This is a genomic window from Pseudomonas sp. AC239 (assembly GCF_979258545.1).
Genome location: NZ_OZ409864.1, coordinates 5,632,869 through 5,656,326, shown reverse-complemented (window position 1 = coordinate 5,656,326; position 23,458 = coordinate 5,632,869). Strand labels below are relative to the sequence as shown.

The 23,458-nt window shown below is 60.7% G+C and carries 20 protein-coding genes; all 20 read right to left on the bottom strand.

The features are described 5' to 3' along the window. Window positions 1-79: 79 nt before the first annotated feature. The 20 genes from nuoN to mnmA all read right to left on the bottom strand — a co-directional run bounded on the left by nuoN (window position 80) and on the right by mnmA (window position 23,427). On the bottom strand, window positions 80-1,543 hold the full coding sequence (gene nuoN, locus ACZ0AZ_RS25650) for an NADH-quinone oxidoreductase subunit NuoN (RefSeq protein WP_463538420.1): 1,464 nt from the start codon (window positions 1,541-1,543) through the stop codon (window positions 80-82). Between the two features lie 7 nt (window positions 1,544-1,550). Then, window positions 1,551-3,083: an NADH-quinone oxidoreductase subunit M gene (gene nuoM, locus ACZ0AZ_RS25645; protein WP_016775285.1), complete on the bottom strand. Its 1,533-nt coding sequence runs from the start codon at window positions 3,081-3,083 to the stop codon at window positions 1,551-1,553. A gap of 39 nt (window positions 3,084-3,122) precedes the next feature. Further along, complete coding sequence (nuoL, locus tag ACZ0AZ_RS25640; protein ID WP_463538419.1) at window positions 3,123-4,976, bottom strand: NADH-quinone oxidoreductase subunit L; 1,854 nt, start codon at window positions 4,974-4,976, stop codon at window positions 3,123-3,125. Further along, window positions 4,973-5,281 (bottom strand): NADH-quinone oxidoreductase subunit NuoK, encoded by a 309-nt coding sequence (gene nuoK / locus ACZ0AZ_RS25635; RefSeq protein WP_003180046.1) that lies wholly within the window; start codon window positions 5,279-5,281, stop codon window positions 4,973-4,975. Before nuoK ends, nuoL begins: the two co-directional genes overlap by 4 nt. 3 nt (window positions 5,282-5,284) lie before the next feature. Then, window positions 5,285-5,785, bottom strand: coding sequence for an NADH-quinone oxidoreductase subunit J (gene nuoJ, locus ACZ0AZ_RS25630; RefSeq protein WP_007951462.1), 501 nt, complete (start codon window positions 5,783-5,785; stop codon window positions 5,285-5,287). Between the two features lie 9 nt (window positions 5,786-5,794). Next, window positions 5,795-6,343: an NADH-quinone oxidoreductase subunit NuoI gene (gene nuoI / locus ACZ0AZ_RS25625; protein WP_129999553.1), complete on the bottom strand. Its 549-nt coding sequence runs from the start codon at window positions 6,341-6,343 to the stop codon at window positions 5,795-5,797. A gap of 11 nt (window positions 6,344-6,354) precedes the next feature. Beyond that, complete coding sequence (gene nuoH / locus ACZ0AZ_RS25620) at window positions 6,355-7,362, bottom strand: NADH-quinone oxidoreductase subunit NuoH (RefSeq protein WP_039763316.1); 1,008 nt, start codon at window positions 7,360-7,362, stop codon at window positions 6,355-6,357. After that, complete coding sequence (gene nuoG / locus ACZ0AZ_RS25615) at window positions 7,359-10,073, bottom strand: NADH-quinone oxidoreductase subunit NuoG (RefSeq protein ID WP_463538418.1); 2,715 nt, start codon at window positions 10,071-10,073, stop codon at window positions 7,359-7,361. Before nuoG ends, nuoH begins: the two co-directional genes overlap by 4 nt. A 136-nt stretch (window positions 10,074-10,209) precedes the next feature. After that, on the bottom strand, window positions 10,210-11,565 hold the full coding sequence (gene nuoF, locus ACZ0AZ_RS25610; protein ID WP_039763312.1) for an NADH-quinone oxidoreductase subunit NuoF: 1,356 nt from the start codon (window positions 11,563-11,565) through the stop codon (window positions 10,210-10,212). Further along, window positions 11,562-12,059, bottom strand: a complete 498-nt coding sequence (gene nuoE / locus ACZ0AZ_RS25605) for an NADH-quinone oxidoreductase subunit NuoE (RefSeq protein WP_076563525.1) — start codon at window positions 12,057-12,059, stop codon at window positions 11,562-11,564. The genes nuoF and nuoE overlap by 4 nt, the downstream gene beginning before the upstream one ends. A 2-nt stretch (window positions 12,060-12,061) precedes the next feature. Further along, on the bottom strand, window positions 12,062-13,846 hold the full coding sequence (gene nuoC / locus ACZ0AZ_RS25600; RefSeq protein ID WP_129999550.1) for an NADH-quinone oxidoreductase subunit C/D: 1,785 nt from the start codon (window positions 13,844-13,846) through the stop codon (window positions 12,062-12,064). 69 nt (window positions 13,847-13,915) lie between these two features. Beyond that, entirely contained in the window at window positions 13,916-14,590 is a 675-nt protein-coding gene (locus ACZ0AZ_RS25595; protein ID WP_016775278.1) for a NuoB/complex I 20 kDa subunit family protein, read from the bottom strand. A gap of 10 nt (window positions 14,591-14,600) precedes the next feature. Further along, on the bottom strand, window positions 14,601-15,014 hold the full coding sequence (locus ACZ0AZ_RS25590) for an NADH-quinone oxidoreductase subunit A (protein ID WP_003223812.1): 414 nt from the start codon (window positions 15,012-15,014) through the stop codon (window positions 14,601-14,603). 645 nt (window positions 15,015-15,659) lie between these two features. Further along, complete coding sequence (gene aceA / locus ACZ0AZ_RS25585; protein WP_039763311.1) at window positions 15,660-16,985, bottom strand: isocitrate lyase; 1,326 nt, start codon at window positions 16,983-16,985, stop codon at window positions 15,660-15,662. 476 nt (window positions 16,986-17,461) lie between these two features. Next, a complete protein-coding gene (locus tag ACZ0AZ_RS25580; protein WP_024013416.1) occupies window positions 17,462-18,223 on the bottom strand; it encodes a secretin N-terminal domain-containing protein in 762 nt (253 codons plus the stop codon). Window positions 18,224-18,511: 288 nt separating this feature from the next. Next, window positions 18,512-18,937, bottom strand: coding sequence for a GNAT family N-acetyltransferase (locus tag ACZ0AZ_RS25575; RefSeq protein ID WP_016775275.1), 426 nt, complete (start codon window positions 18,935-18,937; stop codon window positions 18,512-18,514). Then, a complete protein-coding gene (locus ACZ0AZ_RS25570; RefSeq protein ID WP_129999549.1) occupies window positions 18,930-20,099 on the bottom strand; it encodes a ribosomal protein uL16 3-hydroxylase in 1,170 nt (389 codons plus the stop codon). The genes ACZ0AZ_RS25575 and ACZ0AZ_RS25570 overlap by 8 nt, the downstream gene beginning before the upstream one ends. 86 nt (window positions 20,100-20,185) lie before the next feature. Continuing rightward, window positions 20,186-21,556 carry an adenylosuccinate lyase gene (purB, locus tag ACZ0AZ_RS25565; protein ID WP_129999548.1) on the bottom strand — a complete coding sequence of 457 codons (1,371 nt, stop codon included), beginning with the start codon at window positions 21,554-21,556 and terminating at the stop codon, window positions 20,186-20,188. A gap of 126 nt (window positions 21,557-21,682) precedes the next feature. Beyond that, window positions 21,683-22,306, bottom strand: a complete 624-nt coding sequence (gene hflD, locus ACZ0AZ_RS25560) for a high frequency lysogenization protein HflD (protein ID WP_039763308.1) — start codon at window positions 22,304-22,306, stop codon at window positions 21,683-21,685. Beyond that, window positions 22,303-23,427: a tRNA 2-thiouridine(34) synthase MnmA gene (gene mnmA / locus ACZ0AZ_RS25555; RefSeq protein ID WP_071172900.1), complete on the bottom strand. Its 1,125-nt coding sequence runs from the start codon at window positions 23,425-23,427 to the stop codon at window positions 22,303-22,305. Before mnmA ends, hflD begins: the two co-directional genes overlap by 4 nt. Between the last annotated feature and the right edge of the window lie 31 nt (window positions 23,428-23,458).

Here is a 23,458-nt window from a genome sequence, read left to right as displayed (position 1 = left end):
GGCGATATTGACTTTCGCTACAAACAAAAAACGGCACCCGAAGGTGCCGTTTTCATTTCCAGCCAGATCAGCCGAGCAATCAGCCCGCCAGACCCGCCTGCTGTACCAGCACCAGCAATGGCTGCGGGTACACGCCCAGGAAGAATGCGACCAGGGCGATGGCCAGCAGCATCACGCCGCCTGCCTTCTGTTCCCAGTGCAATTGGGCGTCGTGGCGACGCAGGTTTGGCTCGATCAAGTACAGGGTGACCATCACGCGCAGGTAGTAGAAAACGCCGATGGCGCTGCCCAGTACCAGTGCGCCGACCAGCCACCACTGACGCGTTTCGACGCCGCTGGCGATGATGTAGAACTTGCCGATGAAGCCGGCGGTCAGTGGGATGCCGGCCAGGGACAGCATCATCACGGTCAGCACGGCGGTCAGGTACGGACGGCGCCAGAACAGGCCGCGGTACTCGTACAGCGCGTCGGCGTCGCGGCCGTTGTACGGCGACGACATCAGGGTGATCACGCCGAACGCGCCGAGGCTGGTGATCACATAAGTCACCAGATAGACGCCGATGGCTTCCACCGCCAGACCCTTGCTCGCCACCAGCGCGATCAGCAGATAGCCGAAGTGCGCAATGGACGAGTAACCGAGCAGACGCTTGAGGTTGCTCTGGGTCAGGGCCAGCAGGTTACCGAACAGGATCGAGGCGACCGCGATCACGCTCAGTACGTCGCTCAGCACACCGCTGCTGGCGGCGGGGGAGAGCTGGAACAGACGCACCATCACCGCAAACACTGCAACCTTCGAAGCGGTGGCGAGGAACGCTGCCACCGGAGCCGGAGCACCTTCGTAGACGTCCGGCGTCCACAGGTGGAACGGTACCAGCGACAGCTTGAACGCCAGACCGATCAGCATCATGCCCAGGCCCAGTTGCGCCAGCGGGCTTGGCAGGCCGGTCGCGGCCAAGGCCTGACCGATGCCAACGAAGCTCAGCGAACCGGCGTCGGTGTAGAGCAGCGCCATACCGAACAGCAGGAACGCGGAACCGGCGGCCGACAGCACCATGTACTTGATGCCGGCTTCCAGCGAACGCTTGTTGAAGAAGGCGTAAGCCACCAGACCGTAGACCGGTACCGAGAGCAATTCCAGACCGATGAACAACCCGGCCAGGTGCTGCGCGCTGACCAGGACCAGACCACCGGCGGCGGCCATCAGGATCAGCAGGTACAGTTCTTCGCGATTGCCCGGGTAGCCCGAACCGCCATCACCCAGATAAGCGTGGGCGAGGGTGACGCAGGCGAGGGTGGCAACCAGAATCATCGCCATGTACAGGCAGGCGAAGGCATCGATCTGCAGCAATGGGGTCACGGCCAGAGGCGCGACTTTCAGAGCCGGCAGGATCGACAGCAGGGCCAGGTTCAGACCCGCCACCGAAATCAGGAAGGTCTGCGAGTGGTTGCGGCGCCAGGCGATTGCCAGCATCACCACGATAATGGTGAGGCTGGTGATCAACAGTGGCGCAAGCGCAATAAAGTGTTGAATCGTGAATTCCATAGCGCTCTTACCGGGCCGAAGCGAGTTGAGAGAAGGCGGTGCCGAGCCACTGCTGCACGCCATGCATGGTGGCGGCAGAGGTGTCGAGGAACGGTTGCGGGTAGACGCCGAGGTAAATCAGCAACACCGCCAGACCGAGCACCATGATCAGTTCGCGCGCGTCCATGCCGTGCAGCACCGCGTCGGATTTCGACGGGCCGAAGTAGGCACGGTGGATCATGATCAGCGAGTAGACCGAACCGAACACCAGACCGGAAGTAGCAATCGCCGTGACCCATGGAGCGCTGGCGAACGAGCCGATCAGGATCAGGAATTCGCCGACAAAGTTGCCGGTACCCGGCAAGCCCAGCGACGCCGCAGCGAAGAACAGGCTGATCGCCGGCAGATACGCGATACGCGACCACAGACCGCCCATCTCACGCATGTCACGAGTGTGCAGACGCTCGTACAACTGACCGCTGAGGATAAACAGTGCCGCTGCCGACAGACCGTGCGCGAGCATCTGGATCACTGCGCCTTGCAGCGCCAGTTGGCTGCCGGAGTAGATGCCGATCAACACGAAGCCCATGTGGGAAACGGAAGAGAAGGCAATCAGACGCTTGATGTCGGTTTGGGCGAACGCCAGGAACGCGCCGTAGAAAATCCCGATCAGACCGAGGGTCATGGCGATCGGCGCAAACTCGGCCGAAGCGTTCGGGAACAGCGGCAGGGCGAAACGCAGCAGACCGTAGGCCGCAGTTTTCAGCAGGATACCGGCGAGGTCGACGGAACCGGCAGTCGGTGCCTGGGCGTGAGCATCAGGCAGCCAGGAGTGGAACGGAACCACTGGCAGCTTGACCGCGAAGGCGATGAAGAAGCCGAGCATCAGAATGTACTCGGTGGTCATCGACATCTTGGTTTTCAACAGGTCGGCGTAGTTGAAGGTGATTACGCCGGTGTTGTTGAAGTTGACCAGCACCAGGCCGAGGATCGCCACCAGCATGATCAGGCCGGACGCCTGAGTGAAGATGAAGAATTTGGTCGCTGCGTAGATCCGGGTTTTCTTGCCGTCCGAAGAACTGTGACCCCAGAGCGCGATGAGGAAGTACATCGGCACCAGCATCATTTCCCAGAAGAAGAAGAACATGAACAGGTCGAGGGCGAGGAACACGCCGACCACACCGCCCAGGATCCACATCAGGTTGAGATGGAAGAAGCCAACGTGACGTTGAATCTCTTTCCACGAGCAAAGTACCGAGAGGATACCCAGCAGGCCGGTCAGCAGGATCATCAACAGCGACAGGCCGTCGAGGGCCAGGTGCACGTTGATGCCGAAACGCTGGATCCAGACATGCTTGAACTCAAGCGCCCAGGTCGGATCGGCGCCCGGCGCCGGTGCGAATGAATAGTCACCGTGGGCCCACAGCCAGAGGCCGAGTGCGAGTTCCAGGGTCATGGTCAACAGCGCAATCCAGCGCGGGAGGGTAGCGCCGAAGCGCTCACCCATCCAGCACAGCAGGCCGCCGATGAAGGGGATCAGGATTAGCCAAGGCAGAATCATGACGGGCTCGTTTCCTTTCGCAAATTCGCAAGGTTCATATCAGACCGCTACCAGCACGATGGCGCCGATCACCAGCACGGCACCAGCAGCCATCGAGGCGGCGTACCAACGCAGTTGACCGGTCTCGGTGCGGCTCAGGGCAGTGTGACCACCCTTGGCCATACGCGGGATCAGACCGATGGTCTGGTCGAGCGGGTCTTTGCGCAGTACATGGCTGATCGCAAGGTACGGCTTGACGAACAGTTTGTCGTAGATCCAGTCGAAGCCCCAGGCAGCGAACCACCAGGCCGAAAGGAAACGGCCGATGCCGCTGTTGGCGATCGCCGTGACGAAGCGACGCTTGCCGAGGAACAGCAGGGCCGCCAGCAGGATACCGGCCAGGGCGATGGCGCCCGAGGCGATTTCCAGACTGTGCTTGGCTTCACCACCGGCATGCCCGACGCTTTCTGGCAGTACGCCATGCAGCGGCGGCACGATCATCGCGCCGACGAAAGTCGACAGCACGATCAACACCGACAGTGGCAGCCAATGGGCAATGCCGTGGCCGGCGTGGGCTTCGGTCTTGGCTTCACCGTGGAACGCGATGAAGATCAGGCGGAAGGTGTACAGCGAAGTCATGAACGCACCGACCAGACCTGCGTAAAGCAGACCCTGGTTGCCGCTGGCGAACGCTTCCCAGAGGATTTCGTCCTTGGAGTAGAAGCCTGCGGTGACCAGTGGCAGAGCGGCCAGCGCAGCACCACCGACGATGAAGCTGGCGTAGGCCAGTGGCAGTTTCTTCCACAGACCGCCCATCTTGAAGATGTTCTGCTCGTGGTGGCAGGCAACGATCACCGCACCGGAAGCAAGGAACAACAGAGCCTTGAAGAAGGCGTGGGTCATCAGGTGGAAGATTGCGCCTTCCCAGGCGCCAACGCCCAGCGCCAGGAACATGTAACCGATCTGGCTCATGGTCGAGTAGGCGAGGATACGTTTGATGTCGGTCTGCACCAGCGCGGCGAAACCGGCCAGTACCAGGGTCACGCCACCGACGATGCCGACGAGATGCAGGATGTCCGGCGCCAAGGCAAACAGACCATGGGTACGGGCGATCAGGTAGACACCGGCGGTCACCATGGTTGCGGCGTGGATCAGTGCCGAAACCGGGGTAGGGCCGGCCATCGCATCCGCGAGCCAGGTTTGCAGCGGCAGCTGGGCCGATTTACCGACAGCACCACCGAGCAGCATCAGGGTGGCCAGAACGATCCAGAAGTCACCGACCTTGAAGTGCTCCGGCGCACGCACCAGCAGTCCCTGGACGTTCAGCGTGCCCAGTTGCTGGAACAGGATGAACAGGCCGATGGCCATGAACACGTCGCCGATGCGGGTGACGATAAAGGCTTTCAGCGCTGCGTTACCGTTGTTGCGGTTGCTGTAGTAGAAACCGATCAACAGGTACGAGCACAGGCCCACGCCTTCCCAGCCGAAGTAGATGAACAGCAGGTTATCGCCGAGGATCAGGAACAGCATGCTGGCGATGAACAGGTTGGTGTACGAGAAGAAGCGCGAGTAACCGTCTTCGCCACGCATGTACCAGGACGCGAACAGGTGGATCAGGAAGCCGACGCCGACGACCACACCGAGCATGGTCACCGACAGGCCATCCAGGTACAGCGCGAAATTCGGCTGGAACCCTTCCACCGACATCCAGCGCCACAGCACCTGGGTGTACACGCCACCCTCCGGCGGTGCGACGTTGAATTGCCAGATCACGTAAGCGGCGACGATGGCCGACAGGCCGATCGAACCGACACCGATCAGCGCCGAGAGGTTTTCCGAGAAGCGGCCGCGCGAGAACGACAGCAACAGGAACCCGATCAGAGGGAATACGAAAGTCAGAAAGAGTAGGTTCATCCGCGCATCTCACTGGCAGCGTCGATATCGAGCGTGTGGAAGCGGCGATACAGTTGCAGCAGGATCGCCAGGCCAATACTGGCCTCGGCTGCGGCAAGGCTGATCACCAGGATGAACATGATCTGTCCATCCGGCTGCGCCCAGCGGGCGCCCGCGACGATGAAGGCCAGGGCAGAGGCGTTCATCATCACTTCCAGACTCATCAACACGAACAAAATGTTGCGGCGGACCATCAGGCCGACCAGACCAAGGCAGAAGAGGATGCCGGCGACGGCCAGTCCATGTTCGAGAGGGATAGCAGGCATGTCTTACTCCTTCGCCTCGTTACGGCCCAAATGGAACGCCGTGACGGCTGCAGCAAGCAGCAGCATCGAGGCGAGTTCGACCACCAGCAGGTACGGGCCGAACAGGCTGATGCCCACGGCTTTCGCGTCTACGGTGGTGTGGCCGATGGCCTGGCCGCTCTGGTGAGCGAACAGCACATACAGCAGTTCGGCCAGCAGCAGCGCGGCAAGAATCACCGGCCCCGCCCAGATGCCGGGCTTGAGCCAGGTGCGTTCCTGCTGCACCGAGGCGGGACCGAGGTTGAGCATCATCACCACGAACACAAACAGCACCATGATGGCGCCGGCGTAGGCGATCACTTCCAGCACACCGGCAAACGGTGCGCCGAGGGCGAAGAAGGTCATGGCCACGGCGATCAACGAGATGATCAGGTAGAGCAGGGCGTGCACAGGGTTGGTGTTGGTGACCACACGCAGCGTGGACACCACAGCAATACCCGATGCGAAATAGAAAGCGAATTCCATCGTTCTTCCTTAAGGCAGCAAGCTCTTCACGTTGATCGGTTCGGCTTCGTTCTGCGCAGCGCCTTTCGGCTTGCCAGCGATTGCCATACCTGCAACACGATAGAAGTTGTAATCAGGGTTTTTGCCGGGGCCGGAGATCAAAAGATCTTCTTTCTCGTACACCAGATCCTGACGTTTGAACTCGGCCATCTCGAAATCCGGGGTCAGCTGGATCGCGGTGGTCGGGCAGGCTTCCTCGCAGAGACCGCAGAAAATGCAGCGCGAGAAGTTGATCCGGAAGAAGTCCGGGTACCAGCGACCGTCTTCGGTTTCAGCTTTCTGCAGCGAGATGCAACCCACCGGGCAGGCCACGGCGCACAGGTTGCAGGCTACGCAGCGTTCTTCGCCATCGGGGTCGCGGGTCAGGACGATGCGGCCACGGTAACGCGGCGGCAGGTAGACCTGCTCCTCTGGGTATTGCAGGGTGTCGCGCTTGCGAAAGCCATGGCCGAAGACCATGATCAGGCTGCGCAACTGGGTACCGGTACCCTTAACGATGTCGCCAATATATTTGAACATGGGTCAAATCCTCACTGAACCGCAACCGCAGGCGTGTTCAACAACACAACCGCAGCGGTTACCAACAAATTGATCAGGGTCAGTGGCAGGCAGAATTTCCAGCTGAAATCCATCACCTGGTCATAACGCGGACGCGGGATGGAAGCGCGCAGCAGGATGAACAGCATGATGAAGAACGCGGTCTTCAGTGCGAACCAGACGAAGGACAGTTGCGGCAGGATGCCGAACGGACCGTGCCAGCCACCGAAGAACAGGGTGACCAGCAGCGCCGAGATCAGGATGATGCCGATGTATTCACCGACGAAGAACATGCCCCATTTCATACCGGCGTATTCAATGTGGTAACCGTCGGCCAGTTCCTGTTCCGCTTCCGGCTGGTCGAACGGGTGACGGTGAGTCACGGCGACGCCAGCGATGAAGAAGGTACAGAAGCCGAAGAACTGCGGAATGATGAACCACAGGTTCTGTGCCTGGTATTCGACAATGTCGCGCATGTTGAACGAGCCGACCTGGACCACGATGCCCATCAGGGCCAGGCCCATGAACACTTCGTAGGACACGGTCTGCGCCGAGGCACGCAAGCTGCCGAGCAGGGCGAACTTGTTGTTGCTCGACCAGCCGGCGAACAGCACCGCGTACACCGACAGACCGGCCATGGCGAAGAAGAACAGCAGACCGATGTTCAGATCCGCCACGCCCCAGGTCGGGGTGATCGGGATGATCGCAAAGGCAATCAGCAGGGCGGACATGGCCACCACCGGCGCCAGGGTGAAGATCACCTTGTCGGCAAACGGCGGGGTCCAGTCTTCCTTGAAGAACATCTTCAGCATGTCGGCGGCGATCTGGAACATGCCGAACGGGCCAACGCGGTTCGGACCGTAACGGTCCTGCCACCAGCCCAGCAGGCGACGTTCGACAAAGCTCAGCAAGGCGCCCGCGACCACTACGGCCAGCAGAATCACGATGGCTTTGATGACCGTCAGGATCACATCGATCACTTCAGGGGTGAACCAGGTCATTGCGCTGCCTCCTGCAGACCGTCGACGGACACGCCGGCGAATGCCGGTGGAATGCCGGCGATGCCCGCAGGCAATGCCACCAGACCGGCGCCCAGTTCTTCATTGATGCGCAGCGGCAGACGCAATGTCTGACCGGCGACGTTCAGGCTCAGCAGGGCACCGTCGTTGACGCCGAGGCGATCCGCTTCGGATTTCGCCAGCGCGACGTAAGGTGCCGGAATGCGTTCTTGTACCGGGGCGGCTTTCGAAGAGTTTTCTTCGCTGCCGAACAGGTGGAAGAACGGCACGGCTTGCCAGGTACCCGGCGCCGGGTTGAAGGCACGCGGCGCAGCAGCGAACCAGTTCAGCGAATCGCCAGTGCTTTCGATCAGGCGGGTGCCCGGATCGCCAGCGCGCAGATGACCACCGACTTCGTCCTGGAACTTGTTCCACGCTTGTGGCGAGTTCCAGCCCGGCGACCATGCGAATGGTACCTGCTGACGCGGTTCGGCAGAGCCCGAGTAACCTTCCATGGAGAAGGCGAAGGCGGTGTCCTGGTCTTGCGGGGTGCGTGGTTCGTGAACGCTGATATCGGCGCGCATTGCGGTGCGCCCGGAATAACGCAGCGGCTCACGGGCCAGTTTCAGACCCTTGATGCGGAAAGCAGCCGACGGTGCAGCATCGACGATACGTGCCAGTTGCGCGGTGCTCGAAGCCACGGCAGCGGTGACGTGGTCGAGTTGCGTCCAGTCGATCGCCTGGTTCAGCAGCGTCGCGCGCAGGGCGTGCAGCCAGCGCCAGCCTTCGTGCACCAGAATGCTCGCGTCGAGGTATTGCGGATCGAAAACCTGGAAGAAGCGCTGGGCGCGGCCTTCCTGGCTGACCAGCGTACCGTCGCCCTCGGCGAAGCTCGCCGCTGGCAGCACCAGGTGCGCGCGATCAGTGGTGGCGGTTTTCTGATGGTCGGCAACGATCACCACTTTCGCGGCGTTCAGTGCGGCATCGACTTTGGTTTTGGCAGTGCGGGTGTACAGATCGTTTTCCAGCACGACGATTGCGTCGGCCTGGCCATCGATGACCGCTTGCAGCGCGGCGTCGACCGATTCGCCACCGAGCATGGCCAGGCCGAGGCTGTTGGCTTCCGGCACGATCAGGCTGATCGAACCGTTCTTCTCGCGCAGCTTCAGGGCCTTGGCGATGTTCGCGGCAGCTTCGATCAAGGCTTTGGAGCCCAGCGAAGTACCGGCGATGATCAGCGGACGCTTGGCGGCGAGCAGGGCATCGGCGATGCGCTGCGCCAGTTCCAGGGCTTCGGCGTCCAGACCTTCGACGGCCGGAGCGCTGGCATCCAGCGCATGAGCCACGGCGAAACCGATGCGTGCCAGGTCATCTGGAGCGGCGTGTACGCACTCTTCGGCAACGTCGTCGAGCTTGGTTTCGGCGAGGCTGGCGATAAACAGTGGGTTCAGCGCGTGCTGACCGATGTTCTTCACCGCCGCGTCGAGCCAAGGCTGAACGCGCATGGCTTCGGCCATGTCTTCAGCCTTGCCCTTGACCGACTGACGCAGGGCCAGCGCCATACGCGCGGCGGTCTGCGTCAGGTCTTCGCCGAGGACGAAGATCGCGTCGTGATCTTCGATGTCGCGCATGTTCGGCACTGGCAGCGGGCTGTCGTTCAACACTTGCAGGACCAGACGGATGCGCTCCAGTTCGGAGGCTTCGATACCCGAATAGAAGTGCTCGGCGCCGACCAGTTCGCGCAACGCATAGTTGCTTTCAAGACTGGCGCGCGGCGAACCGATGCCGACGATGTTGCGTCCGCGCAGCAGGTCGGCGGCTTTGTCCAGCGCAGCGTCGAGGCTGAGCTTGGTGCCATCGGCCAGCAGCGGCTGACGTGGGCGGTCGGTGCGGTTGACGTAGCCATAACCGAAGCGGCCACGGTCGCAGAGGAAGTACTGGTTCACCGAACCGTTGAAACGGTTTTCGATGCGACGCAGCTCACCGTAACGCTCGCCCGGGGAGATGTTGCAACCGCTCGAGCAGCCATGGCAGATGCTCGGCGCGAACTGCATGTCCCACTTGCGGTTGTAGCGCTCGGAGTGAGTCTTGTCGGTGAACACACCGGTCGGGCAGACCTCGGTGAGGTTGCCGGAGAATTCGCTTTCGAGGGTGCCGTCCTCAACGCGACCGAAGTACACGTTGTCGTGGGCGCCGAACACACCGAGGTCGGTGCCGCCGGCGTAGTCCTTATAGAAACGCACGCAGCGGTAGCAAGCGATGCAGCGGTTCATTTCGTGGGAAATGAACGGCCCAAGTTGCTGGTTCTGGTGGGTGCGTTTGCTGAAGCGATAACGGCGCTCGTTGTGGCCGGTCATCACCGTCATGTCTTGCAGGTGGCAGTGACCGCCTTCCTCGCACACCGGGCAGTCGTGCGGGTGGTTGGTCATCAGCCATTCGACAACGCTGGCGCGGAACGCCTTGGATTCTTCATCGTCGATGGAGATCCAGGTGTTGTCGGTGGCCGGGGTCATGCAGGACATGACGATGCGACCACGGGTGTCGTTCTCGTCGGTGTACTGCTTGACCGCGCACTGGCGGCAGGCCCCAACGCTACCAAGCGCGGGGTGCCAGCAGAAATATGGAATGTCGAGGCCCAGCGACAGACATGCCTGTAACAGGTTGTCTGCCCCGTCGACTTCGAGCGCTTTGCCGTCTACGTGGATAGTGGCCATGGTTCAAAGGTCTTCGTTGGCCCGGTGTCAGCGGGCGTGGCTAATGGAATCTTGTTATGCGTCCGAATCCAAACAGCCCCGAAGGGCGTCATCGGACGAAAGGCGAAGGGCACGGACCCTTCGCCTTTTGAAGCGTTTACGCGCCGACTACGATCGGCCTTGCCAGAGGCGGGACGGCGGCGCTGACAGGCGCGATACCGGCTTCGAACTCTGGACGGAAGTATTTGATTGCGCTGCCCAATGGCTCCACGGCTCCCGGTGCGTGAGCACAGAAGGTCTTGCCCGGGCCGAGGAAACCGACCAGACCCAGCAGGGTCTCGATGTCGCCTGGCTGGCCCTTGCCCTGTTCGATGGCCATCAGGAGCTTGACGCTCCATGGCAGACCATCGCGGCACGGGGTGCAGAAACCGCAGGATTCGCGAGCGAAGAACTGTTCCATGTTGCGCAGCAGCGAGACCATGTTGACGCTGTCGTCCACCGCCATCGCCAGACCGGTACCCATACGGGTGCCCACTTTGGCGATGCCGCCGGCATACATTTGTGCGTCGAGGTGCTCGGGCAGGAGGAAACCGGTACCGGCACCGCCTGGCTGCCAGGCCTTGAGCTTGAAGCCGTCGCGCATGCCGCCGGCATAGTCTTCGAACAGTTCGCGACCTGTGATGCCGAATGGCAGTTCCCACAGGCCCGGGTTCTTGACCTTGCCGGAGAAGCCCATGAGCTTGGTGCCCATGTCTTCGGAACCTTCGCGGGCCAACGATTTGTACCAGTCAACGCCGTCGGCAATGATCGCCGGTACGTTGCACAGGGTTTCGACGTTGTTCACGCAGGTCGGCTTGCCCCACACGCCGACGGCGGCAGGGAAGGGCGGCTTGGAGCGCGGGTTGGCGCGGCGGCCTTCGAGGGAGTTGATCAGTGCGGTTTCTTCACCGCAGATGTAACGCCCGGCGCCGGTGTGGACGAACAGCTCGAAATCGAAACCGCTGCCCAGAATGTTCTTGCCCAGCAGGCCGGCCGCCTTGGCTTCTTCCACTGCACGGTTGAGGTGCTTGGCGGCGGTGGTGTATTCGCCGCGCAGGAAGATGTAGCCACGGTAGGTTTTCAGCGCGCGGGCACTGATGAGCATGCCTTCGATCAGCAGATGGGGCAGTTGCTCCATCAGCATGCGGTCTTTCCAGGTGTTCGGCTCCATTTCATCCGCGTTGCACAGCAGGTAGCGGATGTTGATGGATTCGTCCTTGGGCATCAGGCCCCACTTCACGCCAGTGGGGAAGCCTGCACCGCCGCGACCCTTGAGGCCGGCGTCTTTCACGGTCTGGACGATGGCGTCCTGATCCATGTCGGCGAAGGCTTTACGCGCAGCGGCGTAGCCGTTCTTGGCCTGATACTCGTCGAGCCACACGGCTTCGCCGTCATCGCGCAGACGCCAGGTCAGCGGGTGTGTCTCGGCCGAACGCTGGATGCGGTTGGCTGGACCAAAAGATGTCAGGGTCATACGTAGCCCTCGAGCAGTTTGGCCACGCCAGCAGGCTGCACGTTGCCAAAGGTGTCGTCGTCGATCATCAGCGCCGGTGCCTTGTCGCAGTTGCCGAGGCAGCAGACAGGCAGCAGGGTGAAACGACCGTCGGCGGTGGTCTGACCCAGGCCGATGCCCAGATTGTTCTGGATTTCGCTGACCACCGACTCGTGGCCACCGATGTAGCAGACCATGCTGTCGCAGACGCGAATGATGTGGCGGCCGACCGGCTGACGGAAAATCTGGCTGTAAAACGTCGCCACGCCTTCAACGTCGCTGGCCGGGATGCCGAGGATCTCGCCGATCGCGTAGAGGGCGCCATCCGGCACCCAGCCGCGTTCTTTCTGGACGATCTTCAGGGCTTCGATCGACGCCGCGCGCGGGTCTTCGTAGTGATGCAGCTCGTGCTCGATGGCCGAGCGCTCGGTTTCACTCAAGGTGAAACGGTCTGTCTGGATAAGCGTGCTGTTCATGCTTAGCGGTCCACGTCGGCCATAACGAAGTCGATACTACCCAGGTACGCAATCAAGTCCGCGACCATGCTGCCTTTGATCACCGAAGGGATCTGCTGCAGATGCGGGAAGCTCGGAGTACGGATCCGGGTACGGTAGCTCATGGTGCCGCCGTCGCTCGTCAGGTAGTAACTGTTGATGCCCTTGGTCGCTTCGATCATCTGGAAGGATTCGTTGGCCGGCATGACCGGGCCCCACGAAACCTGCAGGAAGTGCGTGATCAGGGTTTCGATGTGCTGCAGCGTGCGCTCTTTAGGCGGCGGCGTGGTCAGCGGATGATCCGCCTTGTACGGGCCTTCCGGCATGTTGCGCATGCATTGATCGATGATCTTGATGCTTTGGCGCATCTCTTCGACGCGAACCATGCAGCGGTCGTAGGCATCGCCGTTGACGGCCAGCGGCACTTCGAATTCGAAGTTCTCGTAACCCGAGTACGGACGCGCCTTGCGCAGGTCGAAATCGCAACCGGTCGAACGCAGGCCGGCACCGGTGACGCCCCACTCCAGGGCTTCTTTGGTGTTGTAGGCGGCAACGCCGATGGTACGACCCTTGAGGATGCTGTTCTGCAGGGCAGCCTTGGTGTATTCGTCCAGACGCTTGGGCATCCACTCGACGAAGTCCTTGACCAGTTTTTCCCAGCCGCGCGGCAGGTCGTGGGCGACGCCGCCGATGCGATACCAGGCCGGGTGCAGACGGAAACCGGTAATCGCCTCGATCACCGTGTACGCCTTCTGGCGGTCGGTGAAAGTGAAGAACACCGGGGTCATGGCGCCGACGTCCTGGATGTAAGTACCCAGGAACAGCAGGTGACTGGTGATCCGGAAGAACTCGGCCATCATGATACGGATGACGTCGACCTTCTGCGGCACCTTGATGCCGGCAAGCTTCTCGACCGAGAGCACGTACGGCAGGTTGTTCATCACGCCGCCGAGGTAGTCGATGCGGTCGGTGTACGGGATGTAGCTGTGCCAGGACTGACGCTCGCCCATTTTCTCGGCGCCACGGTGGTGGTAGCCGATGTCCGGGACGCAGTCGACGATCTCTTCGCCGTCCAGCTGCAGAATGATGCGGAACGCACCGTGCGCCGAAGGGTGGTTCGGGCCGAGGTTGAGGAACATGTAGTCCTCGTTGGCACCGGAACGCTTCATGCCCCAGTCTTCCGGACGGAAACGCGCGGCTTCCTCTTCCAGCTGCTGCTTGGCGAGGTTGAGGCTGAACGGATCGAATTCGGTGGCGCGCGCCGGGAAGTCCTTGCGCAGCGGGTGACCTTCCCACGTCGGCGGCATCATGATGCGCGACAGGTGCGGGTGGCCTTTGAAGTCGATGCCGAACATGTCCCAGACTTCGCGCTCGTACCAGTTGGCGTTCGGCCAGATGCTGGTGACGGACGGCATGCTGAGGTCGCCTTCGGACAAGGCGACCTTGATCATCACGTCACTATTACGCTCCAGCGACATGAGGTGATAGAACACGGTGAAATCGGCGCCGGTCGGCAGCCCTTGACGCTTGGTGCGCAGACGCTCGTCCACGCCGTGCAGGTCATAGAGCATGACGTACGGCTTGGGCAGGTTGCGCAGGAAAGTCAGGACTTCAACCAGTCTGGCGCGGGCCACCCACAGCACCGGCATGCCGGTGCGGGTTGCCTGCGCGGTGAACGCTTCGGCGCCAAAACGGTTGTTCAGTTCGACGACCACATCCTGGTCGTCTGCCTTGTAAGGCGGGATGTACAGAGCACTGCCTGTAGTCATGGTTATTTTTTCGCTTTCGGTCAACGTAAAGAATGAAGCCAGCTTCTCGTTACTTGGAACAGAACTGGATCAGACTTCGTCAGGGCTGCGCAGATTGGTGACTGCGATTCGCTGTTCGCGGCGCTGTTCCTTCTGCGATGGCATGTCGGCGCGATAGACGCCTTGATCACCAACGACCCAGGAAAGCGGACGACGCTCCTGTCCAATCGATTCCTGCAACAGCATCAAGCCTTGCAGAAATGCTTCCGGACGGGGCGGGCAGCCAGGTACGTAGACGTCCACGGGCAGGAACTTGTCTACGCCTTGAACCACGGAGTAGATGTCGTACATGCCGCCGGAGTTGGCGCACGAACCCATGGAAATAACCCATTTCGGTTCGAGCATTTGCTCGTAGAGACGCTGGATGATCGGCGCCATCTTGATGAAGCAGGTACCGGCGATAACCATGAAGTCGGCCTGACGCGGCGAGGCCCGGATCACTTCGGCGCCAAAGCGCGCGATGTCGTGGGGCGCCGTGAAGGCGGTGGTCATTTCCACGTAGCAGCACGACAGGCCGAAGTTGTACGGCCACAGGGAGTTCTTACGTCCCCAGTTGACCGCGCCACTCAGCACGTCTTCCAGCTTGCCCATGAAAATGTTTTTGTGGACTTGATCTTCTAACGGATCGGCAACGGTTTCCCGCTGGCCAATCGGATACTGCTCGTTAGGAGCATCGGGGTCGATCCTGGTGAGATTGTATTGCATTGCCAAAGCCTCATTGTTTCAGCTTCGCCTGCCGCTTGCGACGAGCTTCCGGAGCCCAGTCAAGGGCGCCCACTCGGAACAGGTAGACAAGACCTGCCAACAGAATTGCTATGAAAACGAGAGCTTCGACGAATCCGGTCCAGCCGCTTTCGCGGACGGACACAGACCATGCAAAGAGAAAGAGGGCTTCGATATCGAAGATCACGAAGAGCATCGCGACCAGATAGAATTTGGCTGAGAGCCGCAAGCGGGCGCCACCGGTAGGTAGCATGCCCGACTCGAACGGTTCGTTTTTGCTGCGACCCCAGGCTTTTGACCCGAGGAGGCTGGAGACGCCAAGCATGAAGGCACACAGGCCCACGACACCCAGAAGGAAAATGGCAAAGCCCCAGTTGTGGGCCATGAGTCCTGTCGCTTCGGGCATGCTGGTAATCCTTAACAGAGAGCAAAGGTCTCTGAGCTTGATAAAGAAATAAGGCAGTGACGATATGTCGCAGCAATCAATCGGGCTGATTTTATGGCTAAACACCCGGCAAGTAAAATTCCAAAGGCGAAATTATTTACCGGATTAAGGACATAGCGCTTGTCCGCAGCCCTGCGGCCCATGCGTTGCGGGCATTAGCCGGGTTTCCATCAATTATGTTTTGTAGGGTTTGTAACGAACATAGTTGCTGCTAAATGATAATTGATATCGTTTGGAGTGGTTTTGTAACTGTTTACGAGTGAGTGGCCGGGAAGTTGTCTTACTTGCGCGTTACTGCAAGTAGCGAAGCCTACCGTTTTAGCGGAAATTTCTGACGCTTGTAGCGCTTCAGATCAATGTTTCGTCTCGCGGCTGACGGTAGCCCTGTGGGAGCGAGCCTGCTCGCGAGAGCGAAGGATCAGCCTCCAGATGTGCAAGCTGACTTATCGCCTTCGCGAGCAGGCTCGCTCCCACAGGGGATTTGTAGTGTCTTTGAGATTCCAACAGGCAAAAAAACGCCCCGATCCAGTCGGGGCGTCAGTGTTGCGGCTCTGCGGTTAGCTTTTTATCCGACCCGCAAAGGCCGTTTGCTCAGGTGAGGCCGAATTAGTGGAACTGTTCTTCTTCGGTCGAACCGGTCAGCGCGGTCACCGAGGACGTGCCGCCCTGGATCACGGTGGTCATGTCGTCGAAGTAGCCAGTGCCCACTTCCTGCTGGTGCGCAACGAAGGTGTAACCCTTGGCGGCGTCAGCGAATTCCTGCTCCTGCAGCTTCACGTAGGCAGTCATGTCGTTGCGGGCGTAGTCGTGCGCCAGGTTGAACATGCTGTGCCACATGTTGTGAATGCCGGCCAGGGTGATGAACTGGTGCTTGTAGCCCATGGCGGACAGTTCGCGCTGGAACTTGGCGATGGTCGCGTCGTCCAGGTTCTTCTTCCAGTTGAAGGAAGGCGAGCAGTTGTACGACAGCAGCTGGTCCGGGTATTCCTTTTTGATCGCTTCAGCGAAGCGACGGGCTTCTTCCAGATCCGGCTTGGCGGTTTCGCACCAGATCAGGTCGGCGTACGGCGCGTAAGCCAGGCCACGTGCGATCGCTTGATCCAGGCCGGCGCGTACCTTGTAGAAACCTTCTTGAGTTCGCTCGCCGGTCACGAACGGCTGATCGTACGGGTCGCAGTCGGAAGTCAGCAGGTCAGCCGCGTTGGCGTCGGTGCGGGCCAGAATGATGGTTGGCGTACCGGCCACGTCAGCGGCCAGACGGGCAGCGGTCAGCTTCTGTACAGCTTCCTGGGTCGGCACCAGAACCTTGCCGCCCATGTGACCGCATTTCTTCACCGAAGCCAGTTGGTCTTCGAAGTGAACGCCAGCGGCGCCTGCTTCGATCATGCTTTTCATCAGCTCGTAGGCGTTGAGTACACCGCCGAAACCGGCTTCAGCGTCGGCCACGATTGGTGCGAAGTAGTCGATGTAGCCATCGTCGCCCGGGTTCTTGCCAGCTTTCCACTGGATCTGGTCGGCACGACGGAACGAGTTGTTGATGCGCTTGACCACGGTTGGTACGGAGTCCACCGGGTACAGCGACTGGTCCGGGTACATGGATTCTGCGGAGTTGTTGTCCGCAGCCACCTGCCAGCCGGACAGGTAGATCGCCTGGATACCGGCCTTGACCTGCTGAACAGCCTGGCCGCCAGTCAGGGCGCCCATGCAGTTGACGAAATCTTTCTCTGGACGGAAGGACGGCTTGGCACCCTGGGTGACCAGGTTCCACAGCTTCTCGGCGCCCATCTTCGCGAAGGTGTGCTCAGGCTGAACCGAGCCACGCAGGCGGACCACGTCGGCAGCGGAGTAAGTGCGAGTCACGCCTTTCCAGCGCGGGTTCTCGGCCCAGTCTTTTTCGAGGGCTGCAATTTGCTGTTCGCGTGTCAGTGCCATGGAGATAAACCTCGTCGCGTCTTTTATGAAAAGTTGTTCTGCGGTGGAAAATTCCTGCGCTCGCTGACCAGAAGCTTAGGTGGTCAAGTCGGATTCGGCGGGGTAGGCGACGGGATGAACGATGGGCTCGAGGGGAAAGTGAGCAGGTAGTGGCGGACTGCGGGGCGCATGCGGGCGTCGTGGGCCTTTATACGGACAACAGCGTGAAGCCGGGTTACCTAAATACGCTTCCGTCCCTCGGGACAACTTCGTTCCAGTCGGCAACCTCGTCAAACACGCCTTGTGGGCGGTACAGACACGAAGCGGTTCGCGGGGTAGGTGCGAACGGCGCTTCGAAGGCCCTTGCCAGGGCCTCTGATTAGCGGGAGCGAGGCCATCATGCCTTCGCTTTTTTTTCGCGTCAAACGTTTTGTAGTGCTTTTTTTCAAGCACTACATCTTTCGTCCAATACGACTAATCAGTCAGTTTTAGGTGCTTTAGTCCAGCGTATCGACTTTCACCCGCAAGGTCATGTCATCGCGGCCTTGAGTCGAGTAGCTGCGGGTCAGGCCCTGTTTGTCGGCCTGAGTCTGGCTATTAACGCCCGCCAGAGTGATCCACTCACCGAGGCGCCCGGTGACGGTTGTGTCGGTGCTTTGCACGTTCACTACATCGGGACGTTCCTGGCTCATGCGGTCACGGTTGGTACTGATTGCCAGGTGGACGGTCTCGCCGGTGACGCTGGCGGTGACGTAGAAACCCTGGGTGACGTTGCGGTATTGGGTCTCGCTGCTGTAGCCACCGTAGGAGTCGCTTTGGGTGTTGGTGATCGGCACGCTCTGGCCAACCTGAATCAGCGCAGGAGTGCCTTCGCTGGTCTGCACTTGCTGAACGCCACCGTTGCGGCTGGTGGTGCTGCGGCTGATGATCCGGGTCTGGTTCGGCTGAGCGCCGTTGACTGAATAGCCTTCGTCGCCACGGCCATTGTTTTCGTTGGTGTCGACGGTGATCAGCAAGCGCTTCGGAGCGGTATCGAGTTGCGCCAGCAGATCTTTCAGTTCCTGTATCTTGCCCGGCTCGGCTTTGACGATCAGTTGGTTGCCGTAAGCGCTGACCTGGCCGTCCTGGCCGATGAAGTCCTGCGCGACCGGCAGCATGTCAGCGCTGGTGTGGTATTTGAGGGGAACGATTTCTGTGGCTGCCAGCACCGAAAAACTGCAGCCGAGCAGCAGGGTGGTGAGCAGGGTGCGTAGGGACATGTCCGTTATCTCCGCGTTCGAAAGGCTTGATATTGCCAGTTTGTCGGCCCGGGGTGGGGCAAGTTGAATCGTAGACAGCAAAACGCCCCGGCATCGGTTGATGTCGGGGCGTTTTGTGGTGTTCTTGCGGCCTTTTGTGGTGAGGGGATTTATCCCCGCTCGGCTGCGCAGCAGTCGCCGACCCAGCGCGCTCGATTTAACTGACTCACCGAGTTTGCTGGATTTGGGGCTGCTTCGCACCCCAGCGGGGATAAATCCCCTCGCCACAGGGATCTGGAGGTCTCGGAATCAGGCCGAATGCCGAACCATGTCGACATGCGGAATCCCGGCCTCGAGAAACTCCTCGCTGACCAGACTGAAACCCAGGCGCTCGTAGAACGCCGTGGCTTGCACCTGAGCGCTGAGCTTCTGTTGCTTCAAACCGCGCGCTTCAGCTTCGGCAATCACCGCTTGCATCAGCGCATCACCGACCTTCATGCCACGCCAGTCTTTGAGCACCGAAACCCGGCCGATGTGGCCGTCGGGCAGCAGTCGGGCCGTGCCGATCGGGAAGTCGCCTTCGAACGCCAGGAAATGCACGGCTGTCGCGTCATCGGCGTCCCACTCAAGCTCGGGTGGCACCGATTGTTCGGCGATGAACACCGTTTCACGAATGCGCCGGATCTCGGCGATATCCTTCTGCCAGTCTGCGACACGAACGCGAATTTTATTCATCGGCGAACCCCAGGCTACCTTGCTTGACCAGTTCGCAAAGCAGGCTGCGACCGTCTTCGTCGCTCAGCCACTCACCGAGGTTGTCGGCGTGCAGGGCGTCAGCGGCGCAGATCAGCTTCAGCAGTTCGCGCAGCTTCCCCGGCAGGTAACGGCTCTGGCCGCTGGCGAACAGCAGCAGATCGTCGTCGACTTCCGACCAGGCCAGGCGCGCGCTCGGGTTGCGAATCAGTACGGCGCCGTCCTGCAGGGCGGCGAGGAAGTCTTCTTCTTCGACGTCTTCCGGGCCGACCACCAGTTCCGGGTAGCGCGGCTCGGTCATGTATTGGCCGAACCAGGTCAGCAGCAGGCGCTCGTCGCTCATGTGCTCGGCGAGCAGGCTTTTCAGGCGGTCCAGCGCATCGTGCTGGATCTGATGCGGATCAGCCGCCGGCTTGGCGTCGGCATCGGTATAGCGCTCTTCGTCGGTCAGGAACTGGCTGAGGAAGTCGGTGAAGTGGGTCAGCACTTCAGCGGCGCTTGGCGCGCGGAAACCGACCGAGTAGGTCATGCAGTTGTCGACCGCGACACCGCAGTGGGCCAGACGCGGCGGCAGGTAGAGCATGTCGCCCGGTTCCAGTACCCACTCTTCGGTCTCGTGGAATTCAGCGAGGATGCGCAGGTCGGCATGTTGCAGCAGCGGGCTCTCGGAATCGCACATCTGGCCGATTTTCCAGTTGCGCTTGCCGTGGCCCTGCAGCAGGAACACGTCGTAGTTGTCGAAGTGCGGACCGACGCTGCCACCCGGGGCGGCGAAGCTGATCATCACGTCGTCGACGCGCCAGCTCGGCAGGAAGCGGAAGTTTTCCAGCAGTTCGCTGACTTCCGGCACGAACTGATCAACCGCCTGCACCAGCAGGGTCCACTCTTTCTCTGGCAGTTTGCTGAACTCGTCTTCGGCGAACGGGCCGCGACGCAGTTCCCACGGACGCTCGCCGTGTTCGATGACCAGGCGCGATTCGACTTCTTCTTCCAGGGCCAGGCCGGCCAGTTCGTCGGCATCGATCGGGCTTTCGAAGTCAGGAATTGCCTGACGGATCAGCAGCGGTTTTTTCTGCCAGTAGTCACGCAGGAACTCGCGTGCAGTGAGGCCGCCCAGAAGTTGAAGAGGAATATCGGAATTCATATGTAACCTATTGAAAAAAAGCACTTTTCAGACGGGAATAAAAACGCCCGGCGCGGCCGGGCGTCTCAAACGGGGCAAACGGTCGATCAGATGCGTTTGGCTTGTGCCACAGCGTTGCCGATGTAGTTGGCCGGCGTCAGTTGCTTGAGCTCGGCTTTGGCTTGCGCTGGCATGTCCAGGCCATCGATGAAAGTCTGCAGTGCTTCAGGGCTGATGCCCTTGCCACGGGTCAGTTCTTTCAGCTTTTCGTACGGGTTTTCGATGTTGTAGCGACGCATCACGGTCTGGATCGGCTCGGCCAGGACTTCCCAGCAAGCGTCGAGGTCAGCGGCAATCTTCTGCTCGTTGAGTTCGAGTTTGCTGATGCCTTTGAGGCTGGCTTCGTAGGCGATCACGCTGTGGGCGAAGCCGACCCCGAGGTTGCGCAGTACGGTGGAGTCGGTGAGGTCGCGCTGCCAGCGGGAAATCGGCAGTTTGCTCGCCAGGTGCTGGAACAATGCGTTGGCGATACCCAAGTTGCCTTCGGAGTTTTCGAAGTCGATCGGGTTGACCTTGTGCGGCATGGTCGACGAACCGATTTCGCCAGCGATCGTGCGCTGCTTGAAATAACCCAGGGAGATATAGCCCCAGATGTCGCGGTCGAAGTCGATCAGGATGGTGTTGAAGCGTGCAATGGCGTCGAACAGCTCGGCGATGTAGTCGTGCGGTTCGATCTGCGTGGTGTACGGGTTGAAGTCCAGGCCCAGCTCGTCTTCGATGAAGGCGCGGGCATTGGCTTCCCAGTCGATCTGCGGGTAGGCCGACAGGTGCGCGTTGTAGTTGCCGACGGCGCCGTTGATCTTGCCGAGCAGCGGTACGGCAGCGACCTGAGCGATCTGGCGCTCGAGACGGTAAACCACGTTCGCCAGCTCTTTACCCAAAGTGGTTGGCGAAGCTGGCTGACCGTGGGTGCGCGACAGCATTGGCACGTCGGCGAAACGGATGGCCAGTTCGCGGATGGCGTTGGCGGTCTGGCGCATCAGCGGCAGCATCACGTCGTCACGGCCTTCACGCAGCATCAAGGCGTGGGACAGGTTGTTGATGTCTTCGCTGGTGCAGGCAAAGTGGATGAATTCGCTGACCTTGGCCAGCTCCGGCAGCTTGGCCGCCTGCTCTTTGAGCAGGTATTCGATCGCTTTGACGTCGTGGTTGGTGGTGCGCTCGATCTCTTTGACGCGCTCGGCGTGCTCCAGCGAGAAGTTTTCCGCCAGTTCGTTGAGAACGGCGTTGGCCTCGGCGGAGAAGGCCGGTACTTCAGGGATGCCAGCGTGGGCGGCCAGGCGCTGGAGCCAGCGCACTTCAACCAGAACGCGGGCACGGATCAGGCCGTACTCGCTGAAAATCGGGCGCAGGGCCTGGGTTTTGCCGGCGTAGCGGCCGTCAACAGGGGAAACCGCAGTGAGCGAAGAGAGCTGCATGGGGTGTTCTCGGACAGTCGGGCAACGAAATGGGGCGCGTATCATACATGAAAAAATCCGCCGGTCCGTCGCCAACTGACCGGCGTATTACGCGTTACAGACTACAAAGCCTTCATGACGCGGCGTTTACTCGCTGCGCATCAATGGATAAAGCTCTTTGAGCAGCTTGCGGCGGCTGATCACCAACTGCCAGCGGTGGCCGCCGAGCTGACGCCACAGGCGCGCCGAGCGGATACCCGCGAGGAGCAGGGCGCGGATTTTCGAGGCATTGCTCGGCTGCTGCAGGTTGCGCATGTCGCCGTGCACCTGAATGCGCTGGCGCAGGGTGCTTAACGTGTCCTGGTACAACGCACCGCAAGCGGCGACGACGTTCTCGTGGGCAGGGCCAAAATGCTCCACCTGCGACTGAATCTGCGGCAGGCGCTTGGCAATCGTCTCGAGCATGTCGTCACGCTTGGCCAGTTGCCGCTCCAGACCGAGCATCGACAGCGCGTAGCGCAACGGCTCGCGCTGCAAGGTGCTCGGATCGCGCTCCAGCGCGCCGATCAATGCGCGGTAACCCTCGCGCAGATTGATGTCGTCGCCGCCGTATACATCCAGCGTATCTTTTGGGTCGCGGACCAGCAGGCTGCCGAGCATGCAACTCAGGCCGGCCTCGTTGGTCTGGCCAGTCTTGGCGATGCGATCGACCAGCACGGCGGCGAGAAACACACCGCCCAGCGCTGTCAGTTGTTCCTGAGTCGGGCTCATGCCTGGCCGCTCCACGGCTCGGCTACTTCGATCACGCCGCCGCCGAGGCAGATTTCGCCGTCATAGAAAACGACCGACTGGCCCGGCGTCACCGCGCGTTGCGGTTCGTCGAACACGGCGCGATAACCGCTGGCGGTTTTTTCCAGGGTGCAGGCCTGATCGCTCTGGCGGTAACGCACTTTTGCCGTCAGGCGCAGCGGCTGGCTCAGGTCGATCGGGTTGACCCAGTAGATTTCCGACGCGAGCAGGGCGCTGGAGAACAGCCACGGATGGTTGTTGCCTTGGCCGACGATCAGCTCGTTGGTCTGCAGATCCTTGCGCAGCACGTACCACGGCTCATCGCCGGCATCTTTCAAACCGCCGATGCCGAGGCCCTGGCGCTGGCCGATGGTGTGGTACATCAAGCCGTGGTGACGGCCGATGACTTCGCCTTCGGTGGTCTTGATCTCACCCGGTTGTGCCGGGAGGTATTGCTTGAGGAAATCGCTGAAGCGGCGCTCGCCGATGAAGCAGATCCCGGTGGAATCCTTCTTCTTGGCGGTGGCCAGTTCGTACTTCTCGGCAATCGCGCGGACTTCAGGCTTTTCCAGCTCGCCGACCGGGAACAGGGTCTTGGCGATCTGTTCGCCGCCGACGGCGTGCAGGAAGTAGCTCTGATCCTTGTTCGGATCGAGGCCCTTGAGCAGTTCTGTGCGGCCATCGATGTCGCGGCGGCGCACGTAGTGGCCGGTGGCGATCAGGTCAGCGCCGAGCATCATCGCGTAGTCGAGGAACGCTTTGAACTTGATCTCGCGGTTACACAGGATGTCCGGGTTTGGTGTGCGTCCGGCCTTGTATTCGGCGAGGAAGTGCTCGAACACATTGTCCCAGTACTCGGCCGCGAAGTTGGCGGTGTGCAGCTTGATGCCAATCTTGTCGCAGACAGCCTGAGCATCCGCCAGGTCGTCCATGGCGGTGCAGTATTCCGTTCCGTCGTCTTCTTCCCAGTTCTTCATGAACAGGCCTTCCACTTCATAGCCCTGCTCGATCAGCAGAAGGGCGGAAACGGAAGAGTCCACGCCGCCGGACATGCCGACAATGACGCGCTTCTTGGATGTGTCAGAAGGGGCTGGATCACGCATAGGGATTCAATGAGTGTCTTGGAAAAGGGCG